Source organism: Priestia sp. YIM B13552, assembly GCF_042787775.1.
In the GTDB taxonomy this organism is placed as follows: Bacteria; Bacillota; Bacilli; order Bacillales; family Bacillaceae_H; genus Priestia; species Priestia megaterium_E.
Window position 1 is genome coordinate 853,614 of sequence record NZ_JBHZOU010000002.1, and the last position, 18,847, is coordinate 872,460.

Here is an 18,847-nt window from a genome sequence, read left to right on the forward strand (position 1 = left end):
ACTATGGAAGTTGCTTTGAAAACGTTCCTGACTTTTTTGTAAATTCATACATTACTCCACCATCTTCATCCGTTCGATAAATATACACCCCGCAGCTTTTCAGAAGCTCTAATATTTCTTGATGAGGATGACCATAACGATTTTTTTGTCCCGCTGAAACAAGCGCTACTTTAGGATTTAAATGTTGAACAAACTCTTCTGAAGTTGAGGTTTTACTGCCATGGTGCCCAACTTTTAATACATCTGCTTTAAGATTTGGAAAGTCTTTCAATATTCTTTGTTCTCCTTCCTTTTCTAAATCTCCGGTGAATAGCCATCTTAAATTTCCTAACTTAGCGTCTATTACAATCGAGCCGTTATTGCTCGTTTCTTCGAAACCTGTCGGAGAAATAATCTGAAATAACACACCTCCATCTTGCCAGCTATCTCCTTGCTGAACAATGTGAACAGGTACGCTTTGTTTTTGAGCAGCGATTACCAAACCAGTCTCTACCTCATTTAATTCAGCTTTTTCTCCAAGCACCAGCTCTCCTACAGCCACTTGTGAAAATAAATGCTGTGCCGCCCCTGCGTGATCATAATCACCATGTGTGATAATCATTTTATCGACCCTTGTTATTCCTTTTGAATGCAAAAACGGAACAAGTACGTCTTCTCCCACGTCAAAAGAAGAACGGCGTTTTTGCCATGGTTCTTTTGGAAATGAAACCGTTCCTCCGGTATCGATCATATACACACCTTTTCGATAAGGAAGCTCAATGATAAAGCAGTCTCCTTGTCCTACATCGACCATTGTGACCGTTCCTTTTGGATTCAAATAAGGATACATACATTGGGCGGCTAACAATGCCAGGAGAAGAAACATATAGCGAACGAAAAATTCCCCTTCTTCGACCGCCACAAATAAAGCATAAATGCATACGTACATGCCCAAAAACAGCACAATGTGGGGCTTTCCTGTTACAAAATCAGCGGGAATCCACTCAAAAAAGCCAAGCAATTTTTCACAAACAAGTAAAAGAACATGAAGAATTTGCTCCAGCAGTTCACTCACTCCCGGCAAGAGGATACGAACAAAAAGAATGAGCAAACAAAGAGGTAATATAACAAGAGAAAACAGAGGTACAAACACCATATTTAATGGCAAACTGAGGAGAGATACTCCATAAAAATAGTACAGCAGTAAAGGAAGTGAACTGATTTGTGCAATCGCTGAAACAGCCATGAGCTGGCTGAAAGAAGAATGAAAACGGGGTAAAATCGTCTGACTCGATAAAATCAATGCAAAACTAACGGCAAAAGAAAGCTGAAATCCTACATCAAATAAATAGTACGGCTTAAAAAGCAGCATGGCCATAAAAGCAAGGCTGATGCTATCAACTAAAAGAATTTTTCTTTGTATTTTTATCGATATAAGCATCAGCATACTCATAAAAACAGCTCGGACAACTGAAGCGCTGCCACCAGCCAAAACCATGTATACAGGAAGAAGCAAAAGTAAAAGCGTAATGGCTCGCTCGCGCGTTATTCCAATCCGAATGAGCAAATAAAAACACATTGCTGTCAGCAGTCCAACATGAAGACCTGATATGGCAAGCAAGTGTATTAAACCAAATTGCTGATAGCGCTTGATACTCTCTTCTTCGATGCCGGTGCGCTCGCCGTAAATTAGTGCCTGCATAAACCCAGCGCCTGGATCCGACATATTTTGTTGAATATAATTAATTCCTTTTTGACGAATAAAGGTAAGGTACGTAAGTGGAGTTAGAGTGGGGAGCTGGCATTTTACCAAATCAAGTCTCTTAACGTTAAGCTGCCAATGAATAGACTGATGGTACAAATATTGCTGATAATCAAATGCATGAAGGTTGCGGGCAGGTGAAGGAGAAGTTAATTGCCCCGCTAGTTGACAAACTTGATGAATCGTTAGCTTTTCGAGCTGCTGTTTCTCTTCCAACGTTTTTAGTTTATAAAAAGCCATGACCTCTTCATTTTGAACCGTAAACTTAAAAGTAAGCTTGTCGCCGTCACTATGCGGCACAGATGAAATTTCGCCTGTAAAAGAAGAAGATTCAGCTAAAAGAACCGTTTTGTTATGCTTATTTGTCTCAGCTAATAGGTAGACGCACAAAACACTCAACAGTGCAGAAGCAATAACCACTTTCCTCGGACATTGTAGCCATTGAAAAATGAAGAGCACGATTAGCAAAAACAGGCTTACAGCAGAATAATTATCATATACATATAAAGCTATCATCATGCTAAAAGCACAGTAAATATAATATCCTTTCACTTTTAGCTCCTTTCTTCTTAAAAGAAAGAGGCTTCTTACTGTTACATAGTAAAAAACCTCTTTCACCTTTAATTTGCCGTAAATAAAGCGAGAGCTTCACGCTGTAAATTCATCACTTCTACTTCGTCCGCTCCGCTTTTTTCTAAACGAGCGAGAACATCCGTCACAAATTGAAGCTTCTCTTTACTTTTTAAGTCAATGACTGCTTCATCAAGTTCAACTTTTGCTGTTTTCACTCCCGCCTGTTGAAATAACTCAACAGCATACGGGTGATTTTTGTAATCATTAGCGTAATATACTGTTTTAATTCCCGCTTGAATAAGGGCTTTACAGCAGTTTAAACACGGAAAATGCGTGACGTATACTTCCGCATCTTCTGTTTTCACACCAAACTTAGCACACTGCAAGAGTGCATTCACTTCTGCATGGACAGTTCTTACACAGTGTCCATCAATCACATAACAACCTTCGTCAGCACAATGCACGCCTCCGCTGATCGAGCCGTTGTATCCTCCAGCTATAATACGTTTATCACGCACCACTGTAGCCCCAACAGCCAGACGTTCACAAGTGCTTCTTAAAGCTAGCAAATGGCTTTGTGCCATAAAATATTGATCCCATGAAATCCGGTTCATCTCATTCCCTACCTTTTTATTTAAAACTGAATAATTATCATTATACTTGTCTCTTTCATAGTGTAGCGTTTCTTTTCCTTTTTCGTCAATAAGTCTCTACTGTACCGTAATTTGAGCTTTGATTTTTTCTAGCGACTTCTCGCCAATACCTGATACTTGCCCCAAATCCTCTACTGTTTGAAATAAGCCATTTTCCTCTCGATATGAAATGATGGCACTCGCTTTTGAAGGTCCAATGCCATTTAACGTTTGCAGTTCATCAGTGTTCGCTGTATTGATATTAACAAGGGGCTGATCGTTTGAAGTTCCTGAGGAAGAGATTGAAGAAACAGGAGATGAAGGCGGGATTTCTTCTCCAGCAGCTGGAATGTAAACTGCCATTTCATCTTGTAGCTTGCTAGCTAAATTGAGCTGTCTTAAGTCCGCTTCTTTCGTAGCGCCTCCGGCTTGTGCTAGAGCATCTTTTACCCTTGCATCTTTCGGAAGCTGGTATACACCAGGCTTCTGAACAGCTCCTTTAATATCCACCATAACAAACGGAGAATCTTGGCTCGAAATTACTTGATCAGACGACTCTCCTTTTTTTGCAGCAGAAGATTCTGCCCTTATCATATCTGAGGTTTGAAGAGAACTTTCCGGTTTCTCTCCACCTGTGCGATAGATATAAAAAGCCAAGCCAACTGCTAAGCAAATACACCCGATTAGCCAGTGTTTTTTTGAAAAAGTCAAATTGTACACTCCTTTGAATTTTGAAGTAACGTCATAAATTCCATTATGTCTTCATAGTGTTTAGAAGAAAAGGCTTTTGAAGGAGGGAATGAATCAGTGAACATAGGGTTTATCGGAACAGGAAACATGGGGAAAATATTAATTGATGCGTTTATTGAATCAAAAGCCGTACGTCCTTCTAAAATTACTATTATGAATCGCACAAAAAAAAGAGCCAAAGAGATTCAACAGCAGCATAAAAAAATTCATGTTGCTGATACAGCTGAAGAAGTTGTTCACGCATCCAAAGTCATTTTTATTTGTGTTAAGCCATTGGATATTCACCCCCTTTTAATAAAATTAGAACCACTGCTGACGAAAGATCATTGCATTGTATCCATTACCAGTCCAATTAGCGTAGAACAAATCGAACGCCTCATTCCGAGTCAAGCAGCTAGAATTATCCCTAGCATTACGAATCGGGCATTAGCAGGTGTTTCTCTTTTCACGTTTGGAGAAAGATGTACGCCTTTTTACCAAAATTATTTACATGAATTATTTTCATCTATGTCAAAGCCTGTGGCTATTGATCAAACGATTACGCGCGTATCATCCGATATCGTAAGCTGCGGTCCTGCATTCTTCAGCTTTTTGCTTCAACGCTTTATTGATGCAGCAGTTCAAGAAACAAATATTTCTGAAGAAGAAGCTACCGTCATGGCCAGTGATATGATTATTGGAATGGGAAAACTGTTGGAAAAAGAAATATTTACGCTTCCTACCTTGCAGGATAAAGTATGCGTAAAAGGCGGTGTAACCGGAGAAGGTATTAAAGTTTTAGAAGCTGAACTCGGAGAGATGTTTGTGCACGTATTTCAAAAAACACATGAAAAATTTGACGAAGACATTGAGCTTGTTCACAATCAGTTTGATAGTCTTATTCCATAATTTCTGTAGAAATCCTGCTTTGAAACAAAAAAAGAAGCCTCTACTCGGCTTCTTTTTTTTGCGCAGAGAAAAAGATGCGCTCACTGTTTGAAGTAGGCTCACTCATTTTGAAATCTGCACTTACTTCTATATTTATAAAACCAGCTTCGCCCAGCCAAGATTGATAATGGTCAATCGACCAAGTGCGCTGAGCATGCACCTCATCAAAGCGATGATATGCATCCATTTCTTCATCATAAGCAAAAAACGTAATATCATGCTCTACGCGCATGTCTGTATCGTCATAGGTGCAGTTCCAAATATATGACACGTCTTCATCAACGTAAGAAAAAGATTGATTTCCAAATACGTCCTTCATCTTGTGCACTGAATGAACATCAAATACAAAGAGCCCACCTGGTTTTAAGTGCTTATATACACGTTGAATGGTTTCTTGAACTTCTTTATCACTTTGCAAATAGTTCAAAGAATCACAAAAGATTACTACACAGTCGAACTCTTTCAATAACTCAAGTTCCGCCATGTTTTGCTGAAAAAGAGATAGCGTTACCCCTGCTTCTGCCGCCTTTTCCTGGGCTACCATAAGCATATCATCAGACAAATCAACGCCTACTACGGAGAAACCTTCTTGTGCAAATCCAACGGAGAGTTCCCCCGTGCCGCAGGCAAGGTCTAATATACTGTCAGGCTTTGTTTTCGCTTTTGCCACCTGCTGATTAAAAAATTCAGCCCAATCGTCATACGGAACGTCTGCCATTAGCTGATCATATACGTAGGCAAATTCTCCGTACCTGCTCATAGCTGTAGCTCTTCTGAACTTACAAATGGTGCATCTCCCCATAAGCGTTCTAAGTTATAATATCCGCGCTCATCTTTATGGAAAATGTGAACCACAACATCTCCAAGATCAACAAGAACCCACTTAGCCTGCTCAAATCCTTCTAAACGCTTCACAGAAATGCCTTGTTCGTGTGCTTTTTCTTTAATTTCACGAGCGATTGCCTGCACTTGTTTATCTGAGTTACCGTGACAAATAACAAAATAATCTGCCACAAGTGAGATTCCTTCCATATTTAACGCTACGATATCGATTGCTTTTTTATCGTCTGCTGCTTCTACAACAAGAGATAGCAATTCACGTTCAGTCATGTGTTTGACCTCCTAAGATTAAATCATTATATGTCATCATCGTATCGGGATAAACGGCCTGATGTTTAGTCATTAAAAAAGAAATGGTGTTTTTCAGTGATTGAATAAGTGCTGCATTTAAGTCCGTTTTAGCTAACTCCCGCACTTCATCAACACCTGGAAATCTCCTTCCGGGTTCAATGTAATCAGCAACGTACACAATTTTTTCAAGTAACGTCATGCCAGGTCTTCCGGATGTATGGTAAGCAATTGCATCCAATACTTCCTTATCCGTAATCCCTACTTCATTTCTCACTAAAAACGCGCCTACTGGAGCATGCCATAATTCGGTATTGTATTCCAATAAAGAAGGGTTCATGTTTTGATCAATAATAATTTGCTTCATCTCTTCCTTTGGACGAAACTTGGCATAGTCATGAAAAATAGCAGCCAGTTCTGCTTTTTTTTCGTCTGCTTCAAAACGCTTAGCTAATTCAATTGCTGTTTCCATTACCCCGACAGTATGAATATAACGACGTTCTGTTAACTGTTTCTTTACGATTGCTAATGCCTCAGTTCGATTCATATAATTGATTCTCCTCGATATATTGTTTAACACCAGCAGGTATAAAATAACGAATGGTTTCTTTCTTTACTACTCGTTCGCGAATAAAGGAAGAGGAGACATCAAACTGCGGAACTTCTACTTCTTTTATCGGGTAAGGGGACGTAATGGTATACCCCGGGCGTTTTACACCTACAAATGTAACCAAATTGACTAATTCATCAATTTCATACCACTTCGGCAAATATTCTACCATATCAGCACCAATGATGAAATGAAACTGATACGTTGGATATTTCTCCGTTAGTATTCTCATCGTATCATATGTATATGAAGGCTCTTTGCGCTCAAATTCAATCGGCTGCAGGATAAATTGATCATGTTCTTCAATAGCTAGCTTTAGCATTTGTAAACGATGATATGGCTCAATAGGCTCTTTGATTGTTTTATGAGGTGGAATATACGACGGCATGAACCATATCTCATCTAATTTCAAGGCATGCAAAACCTCATTTGCCATCATTAAATGCCCCAAATGAGGCGGATTGAATGTTCCACCTAAAATTCCAATACTCTTCAACAATCCCCGACTCCTTTAATTTACTTCATTTTTAAATAGAGCGGGTTTCCCCGCTCTATTTCATTTCACTTTTGGAAGCATTAACTGCTTATTTTCGCGTGATTCTTTATATAATACAATTGTATTTCCAATCACTTGTACAAGCTCTGCTTTTGTTCCTTTTGTTAATCGAGCAGCAACCGTGTCACGATCTTCGTCACAGTTTTGCAGAATGCTTACTTTTAATAATTCTCTTGCTTCTAATGCATCAGCAATTTGACCAATCATATTCTCGTTGACTCCACCTTTTCCTACTTGGAAAATTGGATTTAAATGATGTGCTTTTGAACGTAAAAAACGTTTTTGTTTACCTGTTAACATAAAAACCTCCGTTGTATCTTATCTCTTAGTTAGTGTTGAAAGAACAATGTGTTCCATTGCCTCTTCGTCAGGACGGACGTTCGTCCACTTTTCAAATGCAAGTGCACCTTGCAGTACAAACATACCGACACCGTTATGAGTGCCTGCCCCTTTTGCTTCAGCCTCTTTTAAAAGCTTTGTTTTTAAAGGGTTGTAAATAATATCGCTGACTACGGCTTCTTTTTGCAAGAAAGTAAGTGCTAAAGGCAGCTCATCAACATTAGGATACATTCCCACTGAAGTGGTATTAATAATAATATCAAATGTATCTAATTGTTTTTCTGCATCAGAAATAGACATCGCCGCCGTTTTCGTCGAAAAAGGCAGCTCGTTAGCTAATACAGCTGCTTTTTCAACGGTACGATTGCATATCGCAATTACGTCGGGAGCATGCTGAGCTGCAATTGTATAAAAAATAGCTTTTGCAGCCCCTCCAGCTCCAATAATTAAAATTCTTTTTTGGGATAAGCTTCCTTCTACTGCTTTGAGTAAAGACGTCACATACCCCTCTCCGTCGGTATTGTATCCAATATAACGGCCATCTTGATTAACAACTGTATTTACAGCGCCAATTGCCTTTGCTAATGGATCGACTTCATCCAAATGCTTCATAATATCAACTTTATAAGGAATCGTGACATTAAATCCTTGAATGTTTTTATCTTTTAGCTCTCCAATGGCTGACTCAAAATGAACAGGTTCAATTGGAAAAGCTTCATAATGAGCATCCATATTCAGACGTTTAAAGGCATCATTTTGCATCAATGGCGATAGTGAATGCCCAAGCGGATAACCAACTAGCCCATATAATGTACTCAAGATTTTTTCCCCTTTTTGTTTAAATTAAAGAATCGCGCACAAATACGCCGACTCCTTTTGGTGCATGCGCCACAACTTTTGAACCTGACTCATTAACCGTCACCCAGCCAAGCCCTGAAAAAACAATATCCGTTTTTTCATTTTTTATTGTAAATTCATGTGCAACCAGTTCAGGAAACTCATCCATTTGCTCTGGGCGCGGCGGCTGAAGCAGTTCACCTGCTTGCTTTTCATACAACTCATCTGCTTTTTCAAGCTTCGTACGATGGATATGCAAATCGTTCGATACATAACATGTTAATGACTTGCGGCCTCCCTGTACATAATCTAAGCGCGCCAGTCCTCCAAAGTATAACGTTTGCCCTTCATTTAGCTGATAAACCTTCGGCTTTATTTCTTTTTTAGGAGAAATTAACTTTAAGTCGCGTTTATCTACATAGTGAGCCATTTGATGGTGATTAATAATGCCAGGCGTATCATATAAAGACGCGCCGTTATCAAGCGGGATATCAATCATATCCAGCGTTGTACCCGGATATTGAGATGTAGTAATAATATCTTTTTCTCCCGTTACTTCTTTAATAATGGCATTAATAAATGTTGATTTACCAACGTTTGTACATCCCACAACATATACATCTTTACCTTCGCGGTAATGTTCAATGGCTTCGGCAATTTCGCGAATTCCTTGTCCTTTTTGCGCGCTCATAAGGAACACATCCACTGATTTTAGCCCAAGCTCTTTCGCTTCTCGCTTCATCCAATGAATGAGTTTATTTTTCTTTATAGACTTTGGCAGTAAATCTGCTTTATTTCCCACTAAAAGAACCTTGTTATTTCCAACAAATCGATGCAAACCAGGTAACCAGCTGCCGTTAAAGTCAAAGATATCTACAACTTTTACAACCAAACCGTCCGTTTGACCAATTCCATTTAAGATTTTTAAAAAATCATCGTCTGTTAAGGAAACATCTTGTACTTCATTATAATGCTTCAAGCGAAAGCATCGCTGGCAAATAATAGCTTCTTTTTCTAGTGCTGATTTTGGAGCATAGCCAAGTTCATCCGGTCGTTCTGTTTGAATCTCCACTCCGCATCCTACGCACTGTAATTTTTCTTCACTCACGTTTTAATCCTCCCAGTTAATCATACCTTTTCGTTTCATCCAACCTAGAATTCTTCGTTCCATTTTACGGTTAAATTTCGTTACAAATCCATCTGTTTGCGCAACTGGTACAACCAAAACTGTATATACGCCGAGACGATTTCCTCCTAATACATCCGTTAAAAGCTGGTCGCCAATAACTACAACCTCATCTTTTTGCAGCTCCATATCACGAAGAGCTCTCCTAAATGCTTTACGCATCGGTTTGCGTGCTTTATATACAAATGGAAGTCCAACTGGATCTGAAAACAGCTTGACTCGTTTCTCCACATTATTCGATACAATCGTAATTTTAATTCCACTATCTTTCATTAACTGAAACCACTCAATTAATTCCGGAGTGGCATCAGGGCGATCCCATTCCACCAACGTGTTATCTAAGTCGGTAATAATTCCTTTTATTCCGCGCTCTTTCAAATCGTCTGGCTTAATTTGAAACACGTTTTTCACATGTTCATTTGGTAAAAAAAGTTTCAACACGTATCATGCACCTCGAATATATAGTTACATACTAAAATTAACGCCGTCTATCATTATAACGACTTCTTGTTATTTTCCAACCTAAAATTTTATTCTCTTCAAAAACAGGTCTTTTCTTAGTATAAAGGATATGCCTTGTGAATGCTTTAACTTTATACAGAAAGTTATTGACAAAAGGTAGCAAACCTCTATTTGTTCGTGGGCTTACGATATATTCACTCTCTGCAAACTTAAAATAAAAAATAGTGCAGAAAACGTTTATTACTTATCAAATAGGGTAAGTGGTAAACAAATTCTGTTAAAAGTTTTCGACAAAAAATGATAAGCCTAATTATGTGGATAAGTTTATACACATTATCCTCTGTTATAGTTCAGCAATTAATGGTAATTATAAACAACATACCCACATTTTATCCACCGAAAGCTGTGGATAACAGAACGATTGTTCCTTTATTTGATTCATGTTAGATTATAAATAAGGAATTTATTAGCATTTAAATATAACTTTTTAGGATATTTATTTTAGTAGGAGGTGGCGGCAATCTTATGAGAAAATTATCAGATGAGCTGCTTATTGAATCATACAGCAAAGCAACCGAACTGCAATTAAGCCCTGATTTTATAAAATTAATTGAAGAGGAAATTGAAAGAAGATCATTAAAGATTAACATACAAATTCCTTCTTAACGAATAAAAGAGCCTTCTTAATAAAAGAAAGCTGCATCTTCATTTATCTATCTACTCTTTTATTATATAGGCTCTATTTTTTCAAATGAGCAATTGGTTCTCCATACTTTACATAAGAACCTGAGTGAACGTTAGAATCAAAAGTGATTGAGTTCTTCTCAAATAATAAAATGACGGTCGAACCAAACGTGAAGTAAGCCATTTCCTCCCCTTTTTCGACTACTTCTTTTTTAGAAACCGCTTCAATGCTGTTGATAAACATGGCTCCTACTTTTACCATCAGCATGTGACCATTTTCAAACGTTAACTCCGTGAGCTTCCGGAAATTTTTCACCAGCGGTTCTTTCCCGTACTTGATTCCTAATGAATTTACTGGATAAGACTTTTGTCCAACGGTCCACGTATTCCCCACTTGGGCTTTAAGAGGACTGTGAATGCGATGATAGTCTTTCGGACTAAGATAGAGAATAATAAACTGTCCCTCTATATATTTTTCAAGAATGAGATCATTTGAAACCATTTCCTGTATAGAATAGGGTTTGTTTTTTACAATCATTTCTTTTTGAGGCGTAATGACTCCATATGCTTCTATCTTTGCATCTACAGGACTGACAACGCTGTCTTTCTGCTGATCGACCGGACGGGCAGAAGGATTCAAACGGCGAATAAATAGCTCGTGTAAGTTTTGATAGTGATGCAGAGGCTTGTCCATTTCTTCTTTATTTACTTTAAAAACTTTTGTATAGGAGGGTATAACAAACCGACTCCATTTAGAGAAAGTGAATTTTCGAATGAGCTTCGATGATCCTTGGTGATTCGTAAGCTCAATAAACGTTCGATACAGGTGCTGCAACAATAATTTTACCTCCACATACTGAATAGTTCTTTACTAGAATAAGGTTTGCGTCTACAATGAAATTACCATTATTTTTACCTTTAGTTCATTCCATCCTTTAAAGGAGTGAGGAAATTGTTTTTATTAGACTATCTAGATCATACAATTAAAAAGCTGAGATCCCAAGCGGCAAACTCCTTAACGATTGTTAATTTAAGTTTAGGAAGCTTTGCTATTTTATTTGTCATGAAAAATGAATTGAACTTAAGTTTATTACTAATTTTTTTAGCAGCGTTAGCAGACCGATTCGACGGCATGGTAGCCAGAAAGCTGCAAATTGAATCTGAACTTGGAAAACAACTGGACTCCATGTGCGATATTATATCATTTGGCATCGCTCCAGCTCTACTACTTTATCAAAGTATTTTGTCTCACTTTGGTGCTGCAGGTTCAATTGTTACCATCTGTTACATTGCTTGCGGAGCACTTCGTCTTGCCCGCTTTAACATCACAGAAAATACTGGGTATTTTACAGGGCTCCCTATTACCGCAGCAGGTTGTTTATTAACTCTTAGCTACTTGGGCGTCCCTTATTTGCCTTCACACTTTTATATGTTTTTAATTATCGTACTCGCTTGCTTGATGATTAGTACTTTCAAGCTAAAAAAAGTATAGAGCTCCATTTACTTTTACAGAGGAATATTATCATCTTGCTTCTTTTCTTAATTATAGAATAAATCATCTTCTTTAAGAAACAAAGCGAAAATTCCTTAAGAATTCTTAAAAATGAATGGTTCTATTCGGTAGGATATGTCATCTAAAAAAACTCATGCGCATGCATGAGTTTTTTTAATACCAGCAGCTAAAAAACCAATAGAAGCTTCCGAAAATTAATAACAGGACAAACAGAACAATCAACAATCCAAGTCCCCAGCCGAAGCCTCCTCCACATGGGTATGCTGGATAATTAGGATAACAGCAGCCTCCGTAACCGTACATACTCTCCCTCCTTACACTATGAACTACTACTAGCGTATGTACATACTTTTTCTCTGTATAGGCTGTTAACTATCTCTAAAGAAAAATCTGTGGACTTTTTCAAACTCTCTTGTCCCCGGGGGGAATTTTAAACGTACAGGCAAAGACATCCTTCTTTTTACATATAGTGTAATGTTAGTCTCTCACAGGTTGATATCCCCTTATGGAGGTGAAGAGATGTCTGCATTATTTACCGCACTAGGCTATTTCTTTAAAGAATTGGTTTTCCTTGTTTCCTACGTAAAAAACAATGCGTTTCCTCAACCCTTGTCTGCTGCTGAAGAAAAGAGATATTTATCTTTAATGGAACAAGGAGACCAAGAAGCGCGAAACCTTCTTATTGAACACAATCTCCGACTCGTTGCGCATATTGTTAAAAAGTTTGAAAATACGGGAGAGGATGCGGAGGATTTAATTTCAATTGGGACAATCGGTTTAATTAAAGCAATCGAAAGTTATTCGCAAGGAAAAGGAACAAAATTAGCTACTTACGCCGCACGCTGTATTGAAAATGAAATATTGATGCACTTGCGAGCGCTCAAAAAAACAAAAAAAGATGTGTCGCTGCATGATCCAATTGGCCAGGATAAAGAAGGAAATGAAATCAGTTTGATTGATGTATTAAAATCAGAATCAGACGATGTAATTGATATGATTCAACTAAATATGGAATTAGAAAAAATAAAAGAATACATCGATATCCTCGATGATCGAGAAAAGGAAGTAATTGTTGGCCGCTTCGGTTTGGATCTGCAGGATGAAAAAACCCAGCGAGAAATTGCAAAGGAATTAAATATTTCAAGAAGTTACGTTTCGCGAATTGAAAAGCGAGCGCTGATGAAAATGTTTCACGAATTTTACAGAGCCGAAAAAGAGAAAAAAAAGAGCGGAAAGAAGGATAATTAATCCTTCTTTCCGCTCTTTTTTAAAATAGTTTCCAAATAATAATCCGTAGCAAACACATCATTACTCCCCCTACTAATCATTTAGGTGGAATCTTTCTCCACAAGCAGCCATACAACGATATATCCTTTTTGATTAATCATCATTCATCCACTCCTTTCCACTGTTCAAATTAGAAATGACGATAAAACTCATACTTGCGGTCTTTTATTTCTTCTTCTAATTGTCTTACATACTGTTCATGCTTAATTTCTTCCTCTGAGTATTGACGGGACTTTATGGTAATAGTTAAAAAGAAAATGTTCAGTGTCATTACAATCACCTCCTTATACACAAAAAAGCCACAGTAATGCATAAGCATCCTGTGGCTGAAAAATAATAAAAACCACAGGGATACTATTCGCACCTGTGGTGAATTAACGTGTTTTAATGATCAAGGTAAGAAAGTTACTTGATACAGGAACACGGCCGAATAGTATACGTATATAGACGATTTTTGGACATAGTTGAAGCTGGATGATCCATAACTGATAAACGTCTTAACATATGACTCGACCTCCTTTTAATAAAGTATTTTCCTTACAATGGTAATTATATCCACGGACTCACAAAAAGTAAACTGTTTTTTTGAAAAATAGGGAATTTTTTTATTTCTTTAACCCTCATAAAAAAAAGACGATGTATGATCGCCTTTTTATATCTATTATTCTTTTTCTTTCATTAGTTCTTTTTTCAGTTTTTTAGTTTGATAACTAAAATAAAAGGCAAGGGCGGCAAAAAGAATAACGATCGCTTCCATTATTCCAAGCTGCATATCACTTTTTTCACCTTGGCCAATCATAACACCAATGTACAAGAATGTACTTACGGCTAGAAGGACGTAAATAAAGCGGCTGTAATCTTCAATTTTTGCTTTGATGTGTTGAGCTTTCATACAATCACCTTCTCAGTAGAATGTTATAACTCTACTTTATCATAGATCTATAGGTCTACGAAAATCCTATTTTTACCACCCTTATTTCAATGCCTCTTCTAAGTCTTCAATTAAATCTTCTACATCTTCAAGACCTACAGAAATACGAATTAATCCCTCTGTAATTCCTAGCTCTTTACGTCGGTCGCTCGGTATAGAAGCGTGAGTCATTTTGGCAGGAATGGAAATGAGGCTTTCAATGGCTCCTAAACTTTCTGCTAATGTAAAGTACTTGACTTTGCTCAGTACTTGTTCCGCTTTTTCTTCGCTTCCCACATCAAAAGAAACCATTCCCCCAAAACCTCTTGCCTGCTTTTTAGCAATGAGGTGGTTTGGATGGGTTTTTAATCCTGGATAATATACTTTTGTAACAGCAGGATGAGCAAGTAAAAATTCTACTATTTTCCCAGTGTTGAATTCATGTTCTTCCATTCGTATTCCTAATGTTTTAACCCCTCTCATTAAAAGCCAAGAATCTTGGGGTCCTAAAATGCCTCCAGTCGCATTTTGAATAAAATGAAGGTCTTCTGCCAATTTAGGCGAATTCACAACGGCTAGCCCTGCTACAACGTCACTGTGGCCGCCTAGATACTTAGTTGCACTGTGCAGAACAATATCCGCTCCTTTTTCGATAGGATTTTGCCAATACGGGGTACTGAATGTGTTATCAACGATGGTAAGTAAATGATGCTGTTTAGCTACTGAAGAAGCCTGCTGCAAGTCAGTTATTTTTAGGAGAGGATTTGTGGGAGTCTCGATATAAATAGCTTTTGTGTTGGGGCGAATTTCTTTCTTAATATTTTCGATGTCACTTGTATCAATAAAACTAGCTTCAATGCCAATACGGCTCAGTACTTTTGTAATCACTCTGTACGTTCCTCCGTATACGTCATCTGTAATTAACACATGATCTCCGCTGTTAAACAGCATGAATACAGCAGTAGTAGCTGCCATACCAGATCCAAACGCAAACCCAGCATACCCTCCTTCAATTTCTTTAATAAGTTCTTCTAAGGCGTGTCGTGTAGGGTTACCGGTTCTCGAATACTCGTATCCCGTATGTTTTCCAGCTCCCTCTTGTTTGTAAGTGCTCACTTGATAAATAGGAACAGAGACAGCACCCGTCTGTTCATCGCCAACAATTCCGCCATGAATCAACTGTGTTTTACGTTTCATCTTATCTTCCTCCACCGTAAATATTTTTACTTAAGTACCGTTCGCTGCTATCGGGAAAAATGGTAACAATATGAGCGCCTTTTTCTGCATTTTTTGCTTCGAGCAGGGCTGCTTCGAAGGCTGCTCCTGAAGAACTTCCTACTAGTAAACCTTCTTTTAAAGCCAGCTCTTTTACTCTTTGAAAAGCACAAACATCTTCAACAGTATGAATAGCATTAAAATAAGACCGCTCCATATAATCAGGGATGAACTCCATTCCAATTCCTTCAGTTAAGTGAGGGCCGGATCTCCCTCCGTTTAAAATCGAACCTTCTGGCTCAACAATGACTGTTTTTAGAAAAGGATTTTTTTCTTTCAAAAATTTTGCTGTCCCCATAAATGTTCCACCCGTACCTGCTCCAGCTACAAACACGTCGATTTTTCCATCAAGCTGTTCATATATTTCTGGTCCTAAGGTTTTGTAATAAGTCATAGGATTGGCCGGATTAGCAAATTGCTGAGGACAATAAGAATCAGGTATTTCACGCAGCAGCTCTTGAGCCTTGTTTATAGCACCTTTCATACCAGCTTCAGTAGGCGTTTGAACCACCGTTGCCCCCAAAGCCTTCATAAGCTGCTGTTTTTCAATACTGAATTTTTCTGGAACACATAGTATAACGTTTATTTCGTGCTGAAGAGCAGCTAAAGCCAGCCCAATCCCCGTATTCCCAGCAGTAGGCTCAACCACCGTTCCGCCTCGCTTCAGTCTTCCAGAGCTAAGAGCTTCTTGCAGCAGTTCTTTTCCTAAGCGATCTTTTACACTTCCTCCTGGATTAACATATTCCAGTTTAGCAAATATCCTGATTTCTCTGGGTAAATCAAATTGTGTAATCTCAATCATAGGTGTGTTTCCAATCAATTCATGAACGTTTTTGGTTACCTTCATAATCTTGAACACCTCGCTATCGAATAATATAACTTAACCTATAAATAAAGTCGGAATTAAATAAAAATATAGTCTACACCCCATGTTATGACAAACGATGCAGAGTGTAGACGAAAACAAACTCTATATTTTACGAACAGCTTATTTTAATTTTGTAATAAAATTCAATACTAATTTCGTTGAGTTAACAGCCGCTTTTTCTAAAAATTGCTCAAAAGAAACATTTGATTCTTTGCCGGCGATGTCAGAAAGAGCACGAAGAATAACAAACGGTACGCCAAATTGATAGCATACTTGAGCGACAGCCGCTGCTTCCATTTCGGCTGCATACAGGTCTGGAAACTTAGAGCGAACAAACTCTACGCGCACAGGATCGTTCATGAACGAATCTCCTGTAGCAATTAGTCCTTTTACAATTTTCATATCCGTTACTTCAAGAGCGCTTTCTTCAGCAAGATGAACTAGTTTATCATCTGCTTTAAAAGCTGCAGGCAAGTTTGGCACTTGACCGTATTCATAGTTGAATACCGTTACATCTACATCATGATGACGAACTTCTGTTGAAATAACCGCATCCCCTACGTTTAACTCTGGATGGAAGCCGCCTGCTGATCCTGTGTTAATAACGTAATCAGGTTTGAACTTCTCTAGTAAGATGGCTGTAGATAACGCAGCATTTACTTTTCCAATACCTGATTTTAATAATACAACCTCCACACCGCTGATTGTTCCTGTTGAGTATTCACATCCTGCGATTACTGTTTCTTGACGATTCTCAATTTTATCGCGTAAAATCGTCACTTCTTCTTCCATTGCTCCAATGATTGCTACTTTCATTTTAAAACCTCTTTCTACTATTGTTTCGTTGCCTCCAATACCCACACAAAGTGATTAAATTGTGTAAAGGTTATGTGAAAACCATTGCTTTCAAAGATTTGCTTTAAGACGGGAATCGTTGTATAGTATTCCCTCTCTAGATCTTCTGCTAGTTGCGTATATCCTTTTTGTTTTGCCTGAACAATGGTATCAGCAAATGAATCCGCTGTTTCAAACATTGTATCAGCAAACACTATTTTACCACCGCTTTGAAGTAACTTTCCATAGTTTATCACAGCTTCTTCTTTTTCTTTATCTGTTAAATGATGAAAAGCATACGTACTAACTAAGCTCTCTGCTGGAAACAATGATGTATCAAATTGTAAAAAGTCTCCTGGTGTGACTAAAACATCTGCCCCTAATTTCTGGTGTGCCAATTGTCTCATTGGTACTGAAGGTTCAATTCCTACTACAGTCAGTTCTTTTTCTAACAGTTTTTTTGTTAGATTTCCAGTCCCTGTTCCAAATTCTATCACATGCCCTATTGAACGGTCTGCTACATATTCTAAGATTTCATTATAATTGCGAAACACTTCTCTATACTGTTCATCTTTCCCGCCTACCGATGCATCATACTCATTCGCCCACTTTTCAAAGATATCTAAAAACTCTAGCCCCATAAAAAACGCCTCCTCATAACTAATAATTCTTATGGATATAGTATGTTTTTAGCTATCGTTTGTTCTTCATTTACAAATATTTTAAGCTTTTAACTTTCTATTTGCTATACTATAGTAATGAGGTAAGGAGGTCGTAAGATGAACTTTGAATTTGAAATGATTGAAGATAAAATAGAATTTTTTGAAGCGCCTGATGTTAAAGTGCTTGAAAAACAAATTGCTGAAAAAATTGATCAAAATAAAGCGATATTGCTTGAGGTGCACAGCGTATCTCATCAAATGTCTGTGGACTATGAACAAGGTAAAAAACTGTACTCTGCAGTTGTTCATTTCAAAATAAAAAAGCAGCGCTAGCGCGCTGCTTTTTTATTGAAGCTTATCCACTACCGCGGGCTTCCAGCCTTCTCCATCTACCCATTCAATTTGAACGCGGTATTTTGTTGAAGAGTTGCCTTTAGGACTAACCGTAGCTACGGCTTTACCTACGCCACCGTTATTCCCTAAACGCCATACGGTCATATTGCTTGGACTAATGCCTGACCCTTCGCCTACAGCTTTTAGCATTTCGTTCCAATCCGTTGATCCTTTTTTATATGTTGCTGCAGGTGCATCTTGTGATGTACCTACTGAATCCCATGAAGGATCTACCTTGCGTTCTGCCACGCCAGGCTCTGGATTTTTCTCTACTTCAGCCTGGGAATCTGAGTCGTTTGATTCTTCATCTGTTGCTTGATCATCTTCAGAGCTTTGGTCATCTTCGGAACTTTGATCGTCCGTTGCTTGATCATCTGTCGCTTGATCCTCTTTCGAAGAATCATCGTCTTTTTTAGCCGTCTTGTCCGTTTTTTGGTCATTTGTTTGCGGATTGTTTTGAGTTGTTTCCGCTTGGTTATCCGATTTATCCTTGTTTCCAAGAATCATCGTACCACCGACAAATACAATTAAAACTGCTACGACAGCAATTAACAGATTATATAATCGGTTTACTTTTTTTTCTTTGTTTTCGTGTCTTGAAGAACGATTGTTATTCATTGCTACAATTTCCTCCAACTTTTATAATGCTTTATTCTAACATGTGTTTTCTTATACATGAA

The 18,847-nt window shown here is 38.1% G+C and carries 25 protein-coding genes; 5 read left to right on the forward strand and 20 right to left on the reverse strand.

Annotation, left to right across the window (positions count from 1 at the left end; translation table 11 throughout):
• Window position 1: 1 nt before the first annotated feature.
• The 3 genes from ACFX40_RS10480 to ACFX40_RS10490 all read right to left on the reverse strand — a co-directional run bounded on the left by ACFX40_RS10480 (window position 2) and on the right by ACFX40_RS10490 (window position 3,657).
• On the reverse strand, window positions 2–2,293 hold the full coding sequence (locus tag ACFX40_RS10480; protein ID WP_098579228.1) for a DNA internalization-related competence protein ComEC/Rec2: 2,292 nt from the start codon (window positions 2,291–2,293) through the stop codon (window positions 2–4).
• A 68-nt stretch (window positions 2,294–2,361) separates the two neighbouring features.
• Window positions 2,362–2,928, reverse strand: coding sequence for a ComE operon protein 2 (locus ACFX40_RS10485; RefSeq protein WP_028410613.1), 567 nt, complete (start codon window positions 2,926–2,928; stop codon window positions 2,362–2,364).
• A gap of 96 nt (window positions 2,929–3,024) precedes the next feature.
• Window positions 3,025–3,657: a helix-hairpin-helix domain-containing protein gene (locus ACFX40_RS10490; protein ID WP_028410612.1), complete on the reverse strand. Its 633-nt coding sequence runs from the start codon at window positions 3,655–3,657 to the stop codon at window positions 3,025–3,027.
• 96 nt (window positions 3,658–3,753) lie between these two features.
• Here ACFX40_RS10490 and comER point away from each other — a divergent pair, with 96 nt between their 5' ends.
• Complete coding sequence (comER, locus tag ACFX40_RS10495; protein WP_025750559.1) at window positions 3,754–4,584, forward strand: late competence protein ComER; 831 nt, start codon at window positions 3,754–3,756, stop codon at window positions 4,582–4,584.
• A 40-nt stretch (window positions 4,585–4,624) separates the two neighbouring features.
• On the opposite strand, the gene ACFX40_RS10500 is transcribed toward comER, so the two are convergent.
• From ACFX40_RS10500 to ACFX40_RS10535, 8 genes are read right to left on the reverse strand one after another with little or no spacing between them, the layout of a single operon-like run.
• Window positions 4,625–5,383 (reverse strand): class I SAM-dependent DNA methyltransferase, encoded by a 759-nt coding sequence (locus tag ACFX40_RS10500; protein ID WP_377254896.1) that lies wholly within the window; start codon window positions 5,381–5,383, stop codon window positions 4,625–4,627.
• Window positions 5,380–5,733 carry a ribosome silencing factor gene (gene rsfS / locus ACFX40_RS10505; protein WP_013085071.1) on the reverse strand — a complete coding sequence of 118 codons (354 nt, stop codon included), beginning with the start codon at window positions 5,731–5,733 and terminating at the stop codon, window positions 5,380–5,382. Before rsfS ends, ACFX40_RS10500 begins: the two co-directional genes overlap by 4 nt.
• On the reverse strand, window positions 5,726–6,298 hold the full coding sequence (gene yqeK / locus ACFX40_RS10510) for a bis(5'-nucleosyl)-tetraphosphatase (symmetrical) YqeK (RefSeq protein ID WP_028410610.1): 573 nt from the start codon (window positions 6,296–6,298) through the stop codon (window positions 5,726–5,728). The genes rsfS and yqeK overlap by 8 nt, the downstream gene beginning before the upstream one ends.
• A complete protein-coding gene (locus ACFX40_RS10515; protein WP_028410609.1) occupies window positions 6,285–6,857 on the reverse strand; it encodes a nicotinate-nucleotide adenylyltransferase in 573 nt (190 codons plus the stop codon). The genes yqeK and ACFX40_RS10515 overlap by 14 nt, the downstream gene beginning before the upstream one ends.
• A 60-nt stretch (window positions 6,858–6,917) precedes the next feature.
• On the reverse strand, window positions 6,918–7,217 hold the full coding sequence (gene yhbY / locus ACFX40_RS10520) for a ribosome assembly RNA-binding protein YhbY (protein WP_013059260.1): 300 nt from the start codon (window positions 7,215–7,217) through the stop codon (window positions 6,918–6,920).
• 18 nt (window positions 7,218–7,235) lie between these two features.
• Complete coding sequence (gene aroE, locus ACFX40_RS10525) at window positions 7,236–8,075, reverse strand: shikimate dehydrogenase (RefSeq protein ID WP_028410608.1); 840 nt, start codon at window positions 8,073–8,075, stop codon at window positions 7,236–7,238.
• 19 nt (window positions 8,076–8,094) lie between these two features.
• Window positions 8,095–9,201 (reverse strand): ribosome biogenesis GTPase YqeH, encoded by a 1,107-nt coding sequence (yqeH, locus tag ACFX40_RS10530; protein WP_013059262.1) that lies wholly within the window; start codon window positions 9,199–9,201, stop codon window positions 8,095–8,097.
• A gap of 3 nt (window positions 9,202–9,204) precedes the next feature.
• Window positions 9,205–9,717, reverse strand: a complete 513-nt coding sequence (locus ACFX40_RS10535; protein ID WP_013059263.1) for a YqeG family HAD IIIA-type phosphatase — start codon at window positions 9,715–9,717, stop codon at window positions 9,205–9,207.
• Window positions 9,718–10,266: 549 nt separating this feature from the next.
• Here ACFX40_RS10535 and ACFX40_RS10540 point away from each other — a divergent pair.
• The gene (locus tag ACFX40_RS10540; RefSeq protein ID WP_028410607.1) at window positions 10,267–10,407 is read left to right on the forward strand and encodes a sporulation histidine kinase inhibitor Sda; all 141 of its coding nucleotides are present in this window, start codon (window positions 10,267–10,269) and stop codon (window positions 10,405–10,407) included.
• Window positions 10,408–10,480: 73 nt separating this feature from the next.
• Here ACFX40_RS10540 and ACFX40_RS10545 read toward each other — a convergent pair whose 3' ends face one another.
• Window positions 10,481–11,263, reverse strand: a complete 783-nt coding sequence (locus ACFX40_RS10545; protein ID WP_028410606.1) for a phosphatidylserine decarboxylase — start codon at window positions 11,261–11,263, stop codon at window positions 10,481–10,483.
• A 114-nt stretch (window positions 11,264–11,377) separates the two neighbouring features.
• Here ACFX40_RS10545 and pssA point away from each other — a divergent pair, with 114 nt between their 5' ends.
• Entirely contained in the window at window positions 11,378–11,917 is a 540-nt protein-coding gene (pssA, locus tag ACFX40_RS10550; protein ID WP_013059266.1) for a CDP-diacylglycerol--serine O-phosphatidyltransferase, read from the forward strand.
• A 174-nt stretch (window positions 11,918–12,091) separates the two neighbouring features.
• Here pssA and ACFX40_RS10555 read toward each other — a convergent pair whose 3' ends face one another.
• On the reverse strand, window positions 12,092–12,241 hold the full coding sequence (locus tag ACFX40_RS10555) for a hypothetical protein (protein ID WP_013085077.1): 150 nt from the start codon (window positions 12,239–12,241) through the stop codon (window positions 12,092–12,094).
• Window positions 12,242–12,457: 216 nt separating this feature from the next.
• Between ACFX40_RS10555 and sigK the strand changes: the two genes are divergently transcribed.
• Complete coding sequence (gene sigK, locus ACFX40_RS10560) at window positions 12,458–13,186, forward strand: RNA polymerase sporulation sigma factor SigK (RefSeq protein ID WP_028410605.1); 729 nt, start codon at window positions 12,458–12,460, stop codon at window positions 13,184–13,186.
• 169 nt (window positions 13,187–13,355) lie between these two features.
• On the opposite strand, the gene ACFX40_RS10565 is transcribed toward sigK, so the two are convergent.
• The 6 genes from ACFX40_RS10565 to ACFX40_RS10590 all read right to left on the reverse strand — a co-directional run bounded on the left by ACFX40_RS10565 (window position 13,356) and on the right by ACFX40_RS10590 (window position 17,753).
• Complete coding sequence (locus ACFX40_RS10565; RefSeq protein ID WP_014458165.1) at window positions 13,356–13,496, reverse strand: YrzI family small protein; 141 nt, start codon at window positions 13,494–13,496, stop codon at window positions 13,356–13,358.
• Window positions 13,497–13,886: 390 nt separating this feature from the next.
• Window positions 13,887–14,117, reverse strand: coding sequence for a YrhC family protein (locus ACFX40_RS10570; protein WP_013059270.1), 231 nt, complete (start codon window positions 14,115–14,117; stop codon window positions 13,887–13,889).
• Between the two features lie 81 nt (window positions 14,118–14,198).
• Complete coding sequence (locus ACFX40_RS10575; RefSeq protein ID WP_028410604.1) at window positions 14,199–15,332, reverse strand: bifunctional cystathionine gamma-lyase/homocysteine desulfhydrase; 1,134 nt, start codon at window positions 15,330–15,332, stop codon at window positions 14,199–14,201.
• 1 nt (window position 15,333) lies between these two features.
• Window positions 15,334–16,257, reverse strand: a complete 924-nt coding sequence (locus ACFX40_RS10580) for a PLP-dependent cysteine synthase family protein (protein ID WP_028410603.1) — start codon at window positions 16,255–16,257, stop codon at window positions 15,334–15,336.
• A 141-nt stretch (window positions 16,258–16,398) separates the two neighbouring features.
• Window positions 16,399–17,094, reverse strand: coding sequence for a 5'-methylthioadenosine/S-adenosylhomocysteine nucleosidase (gene mtnN / locus ACFX40_RS10585; RefSeq protein WP_028410602.1), 696 nt, complete (start codon window positions 17,092–17,094; stop codon window positions 16,399–16,401).
• A 17-nt stretch (window positions 17,095–17,111) separates the two neighbouring features.
• Window positions 17,112–17,753, reverse strand: a complete 642-nt coding sequence (locus ACFX40_RS10590; protein ID WP_377254900.1) for a class I SAM-dependent methyltransferase — start codon at window positions 17,751–17,753, stop codon at window positions 17,112–17,114.
• Window positions 17,754–17,891: 138 nt separating this feature from the next.
• On the opposite strand from ACFX40_RS10590, the gene ACFX40_RS10595 reads away from it, so the two are divergent.
• Complete coding sequence (locus tag ACFX40_RS10595) at window positions 17,892–18,107, forward strand: YrzA family protein (protein WP_014458162.1); 216 nt, start codon at window positions 17,892–17,894, stop codon at window positions 18,105–18,107.
• Between the two features lie 12 nt (window positions 18,108–18,119).
• Here ACFX40_RS10595 and ACFX40_RS10600 read toward each other — a convergent pair whose 3' ends face one another.
• Window positions 18,120–18,785, reverse strand: coding sequence for a YrrS family protein (locus ACFX40_RS10600; protein ID WP_028410600.1), 666 nt, complete (start codon window positions 18,783–18,785; stop codon window positions 18,120–18,122).
• Window positions 18,786–18,847 lie beyond the last annotated feature (62 nt).